The following is a 4,579-nucleotide window of genomic DNA, read 5'->3' as shown; positions in this document are numbered from 1 at the left end:
AGTAGATGATATATCGGGGAGACCTGGCAAAAAGTAGATGATATATCGGGGAGACTTGGCAAAAAGTAGATAATATATCCAGGAGACCACGACAAAAGTAGATGATATACTCAGGAGGCCTAATTCAGTCTTCTGAGCCCCTTTCGTTCTTACAAAAAATTTTTTTCGTACTTTTTTCGGTAAAAATCGTTTTTTTGGCGTAATAAAAAGTGGGGGGTATTTTTCGAAGAGCAAATTCTTTTACAAAACAAGGAGACTGAAAAATGAACTCACATCTACAAAGGTGGTTTGTAACCGCCGAAGAAGAAAAAATCAGCAATGACGATGTCGTGGCATCGGCACTTGCACTCGAGCGGCGGTACAACCCGAACTACAACCTCCAGGTTCAGCTGTCGGCTGACAATATCAGCAAGCTCAAGTGGATCAACAAGGTTCAGACTAGCTACAACAAGTTAAGTGGTGGCACTCTTAAGCCAGTCTTATCACAGGATCAGCTAAGCAACGTTGAGAATCTGGTGGCTGGAGATGCTGGTGAGCGTCTAGTTGACCAAGCAATGAAAAAAGTAGTCAATGACTCAAACGCTGTTTTTCGCAATGTAGTTCTGCCTTATGAATATGGTCAGCAGTATCGGACTTTTGACAACCAAATCGATAACCTAGTTGTCACCAATACTGGGATTTACTGTATCGAAGTTAAGACGAGAAGTCTGTACGACAGTACTTTTAATTTTAAAAGTCTCGCGCCAGACATCTACAGTCAAATCAGCTACCATAGAAATGCCGTTCGAAAGGCACTGCTAGCAGCGGGAATTCCAGTGCACCAGAGGCTAATTAAAAATGTTATTGTGATTGTTTCACGTAACAGCAATCAGGATTTTGGCATCAATAACTTAGAAAAGCTGCCAACTTATGGCGCTACGGCGGTCAACTTGGACTACCTGAACGTGTTGATCGATGAAGGCTTTAACCCGTACTCGCTAGCACCAAAGCAGATCAAGCTAATTGAACAAGTTATTAGAAACAGTCGGCTTTTTAACAAGAGAAGCTATCCAAATAATATCCGACTGCAGCTAACCCAGCCGGATTTGGACCAGCTGGTTCAGATGGATCAAGCAGTACGCTATCATGTGCCAATTGAACAAAACGTCACCTATAATTTGGCTTTGAATGATGCCCCTTTAGGAAGACTGACTTGCAACCAGCAAAATTTCTTTTGGCAGATTGTGGCGCGGCTTTTTGGTCAGGGGCAAACGCAACTTGAAATTTCAGCAAATGAGCTGAATAAGGCGATTGACCACCGCATTCGGGTGCATGCCAAGCTGGACCGAGCGGTTAGTGGGCTGGCTGAAGCGATGCAGGTAATGCCGCTTTTTCAGCAGGTAAATTACAAAGACGGAAAATTAACGGTAGTGGCCAATGGTCGGTATTTGCCGCTTTTTAACAATTACAGCAGCGACTTTACTTCATGGAATAGCTTTTTGTTCAAAAACATCAAGTCGTCCAACGCCAAGTCCTTATTTCGAAAGCTCGTCCAGTTTGCGGAAGTAGGGATTTACCAGCCTTCATTTCAGGAACTGCGACAATACTTGGGGATGCCTGAGTGCTATCCAAACTATGCTGTAGTAAAAATGATTGATCGGGCTCTCCTTTATCTGGTTCCTTTTTTCAAAAATCTGACCTATGAGCTTAAGCGGGGTCGGTCTAACAAGATTGTGGGGATCAGTTTTTCCTTTGCTAAAAGCAATCCTGAAAAGTGGCTAGCCTTTGACCGTAAGGAAAAGTATTTGCGCAATATTGACTGCAATCCAGCTCTGACTAATCAAGATAAGGAACTAGCTAAGGAAATCTTCGAAAAGAACTTCTATGGTTAGTGGGTGTGGTCCGGTGACGGCGTGGGGCTCCTTTGTCTATCAACTGCTCGATGTGAGGTCTCCTTTGTCTATCAACCGCCGGACATGAGGTCTCCCCAGTATATCATCTAGTAGTCTGGAAGCTTTTTTAAAAAAGTAGATGATATATCGGGGAGACCTGGCAAAAAGTAGATGATACACCGGGGAGACTTAGACAAAAGTAGATAATATATCTAGGAGACTCAGACAATCGAAGCCCCGTCATGTTACCGGTAACTAATACCGCTTAGCCCAAAAATAATGGTTCAAACGCTTCCAGCATTCGCCTTTTTTCCTTATAATAGTACTAGTTGAAAAATGGACAAATGAAATGAGGCAATTATCTTGAAGAAATATGCATTTGGCGTAGACATTGGTGGTACGACGGTTAAGATCGGCTTGTTTGAAGCTAGTGGCAAGCTGGCGCAAAAGTGGGAAATCCCAACTAGAAAAGAAGCTAACGGCACGAAGATCCTGCCAGACATCGCAGATTCTCTTGCAGCCAAGATCGACGAACTGGGCATCGGCAAGGAAGACGTTGCCGGTATCGGGATCGACGTTCCAGGCCCAATCCTGGATGACGAAATCGTAAACCGCTGCGTTAACCTGGGCTGGGGCGTCTTCAACGTTGCTGAAAGAGTGCGCACTTTGACTGGGATCAGCGAAGTTAAGGTTGCTAACGATGCCAACGCCGCTGCTCTTGGTGAAATGTGGCAAGGTGGCGGTGAAAACCACCAAAACGTTGTCATGGTTACCTTGGGGACTGGTGTCGGCGGCGGCATTATCTCCGACGGGAAGATTATTGCCGGTGCCTTTGGGGCAGCTGGTGAAATCGGTCACCTCTTGGTTAATAAGGAAGAAACTCAGCTTTGCGGCTGCGGCAAGAAGGGGCACCTGGAACAATACGCTTCTGCAACGGGGATTGCTAGAAGAGCTAAGGAAGTCTTGACGAGCAGCAACGAGCCATCTGCTTTAAGAGATATTAAAGATCCTGATGCTAAGGCGGTCTTTGACTGCGCTAAGGATGGCGACAAGCTGGCCTTAGAAATCGTAGACTTTGTTGGTGAAACTTTAGGTACTGCTTTAGCTTCAGTATCCTGCGTCTTCGACCCAGAAGTTTACGTTATCGGCGGCGGGGTTTCCAAGGCTGGCCAAATCTTGATTGACACTGTGCAAAAGCACTTTGTAGCTGCAGCCTTCCACGCTTCAGAAGGTGCAGAATTTGCTTTGGCTAAGCTTGGCAACGATGCCGGGATGTACGGTGCTGTGAAGATGGTTCTGTAAAAAAGTGAATAGTATAGCTAAAAGCTCGCTAGGTAATCTAGCGAGCTTTTTATCTAATCAAGGGACTTTAACTCTATGCAAAAAGGTCATTAGATCTATGGATCTAATGACCTTTTCTTTATTCTTCCAGCTGCTTCAGTGTTTCTTGCATGGTCTTGGCCGAGGCCTGCATCTTGGCAGTTTCTTCTTCGTTTAATGGTAATTCCAAAACGTGGCTGATCCCTTGACCGTTAATGATGGCCAGGGTGCCTAAGTAAAGTTCGCCTTCAATGCCGTATTCGCCGTTGATTGGGGCTGACAGGGGCAGGGCCAGGTCGTGGTTGTCTAAAATCGTTGCCACAATCTTAGCCAGCATTAGGGCAACCCCGTAGTAAGTTGCGCCCTTTTTGGCAATGATTTCACCGCCCTTTTGCCGGACGTGGGCTTCGATTTCTTCTAAGGCCTCTGGGGTGATTTCTGGGTAGCTGAGCAGCTTTTTGCCCTTAACGACGGCGCTAGAGAAGTTTTCAAAGCTGCTGTCGCCGTGCTCGCCCAAAACCCAGGCATTGACTTCTTCAATGGGAGCCTTGAGCCTTTTAGCAATTTCGACCCGCAGGCGGGCTGAGTCAAGTGACGTCCCGGTCCCGATTACTCGGTTCTTCGGGAAGCCAGACAATTTCTGAGTCAGGGTGGTTAGGATGTCAACCGGGTTAGCGGAAACCACGAAGATCCCCTTAAAGCCGGAGGCAACTATTGGGTCGACGATGCTCTTTAAGATGGCTGCGTTCTTCTTTACCAGGTCCAAGCGGCTTTCGCCTGGCTTGCGGGGGACGCCGGCTGTGATCACAACCACGTCCGCGTCATGCGCGTCGCTGTATTCGCCAGCGTGCACTTGGGTGTTGCCGGTAAAGTAGGTAATGTCTTCTAGGTCTAAGCTGTCGCCAGTTGCCCGGTCTTTTGACAGGTCGCAGATGACTAATTCATCCACGTGAGTAGCTTGCAGCAGGTCGTTGGCAAAGTTGGAGCCAACCGCACCGTCGCCGACTAATAACACTTTTCTGGTCATTTTTTGCCTCCTAAGAGATAGTATTTCGTAATTCTTTATTCTATTATACTGAACTTTTTCGGAAAAAATGCTAATAACTATTAGGTATCATCCAGTCTTGGGCAAGTTTTTTGTTTGGAGCGATGTGGGTTGCCGCAACTTGCACAAAAAGTGACTCAAGTAACTGTTCCAGCTGCCCAAAGTTTACTCAAGTAAATCGTTTTTTAAAAAAAGCTGCACACAAACATACTCAAGTAGCCAAGATGCCGGCCCAAAATTTACTCAACTACTTGAGTAGAAGGTTCAGTTGAGTAAGATCGTGAGCAGCTGTTTCCGTACTTGAGTAAGATCGTGAGCAGCTTTTTTCGTACTTGAGTAAGAT

General features: G+C 46.1%; 3 protein-coding genes. 2 read left to right on the top strand and 1 reads right to left on the bottom strand.

The genetic code is table 11. From position 1 onward, the window contains the following. The first annotated feature begins 263 nt into the window (after positions 1–263). Positions 264–1,871, top strand: coding sequence for an NERD domain-containing protein (locus ACI4WN_RS08970; RefSeq protein WP_439777879.1), 1,608 nt, complete (start codon positions 264–266; stop codon positions 1,869–1,871). Between the two features lie 363 nt (positions 1,872–2,234). After that, entirely contained in the window at positions 2,235–3,173 is a 939-nt protein-coding gene (locus ACI4WN_RS08965) for an ROK family glucokinase (protein ID WP_439777878.1), read from the top strand. 118 nt (positions 3,174–3,291) lie between these two features. On the opposite strand, the gene ACI4WN_RS08960 is transcribed toward ACI4WN_RS08965, so the two are convergent. Next, a complete protein-coding gene (locus tag ACI4WN_RS08960; protein WP_439777877.1) occupies positions 3,292–4,218 on the bottom strand; it encodes an L-lactate dehydrogenase in 927 nt (308 codons plus the stop codon). Positions 4,219–4,579 lie beyond the last annotated feature (361 nt).

The organism is Lactobacillus sp. (assembly GCF_051893255.1).
Classification (GTDB): Bacteria; Bacillota; Bacilli; order Lactobacillales; family Lactobacillaceae; genus Lactobacillus.
Note: the sequence above shows the minus strand (reverse complement) of the source record. Positions and strands in the feature narration are given on the sequence as shown.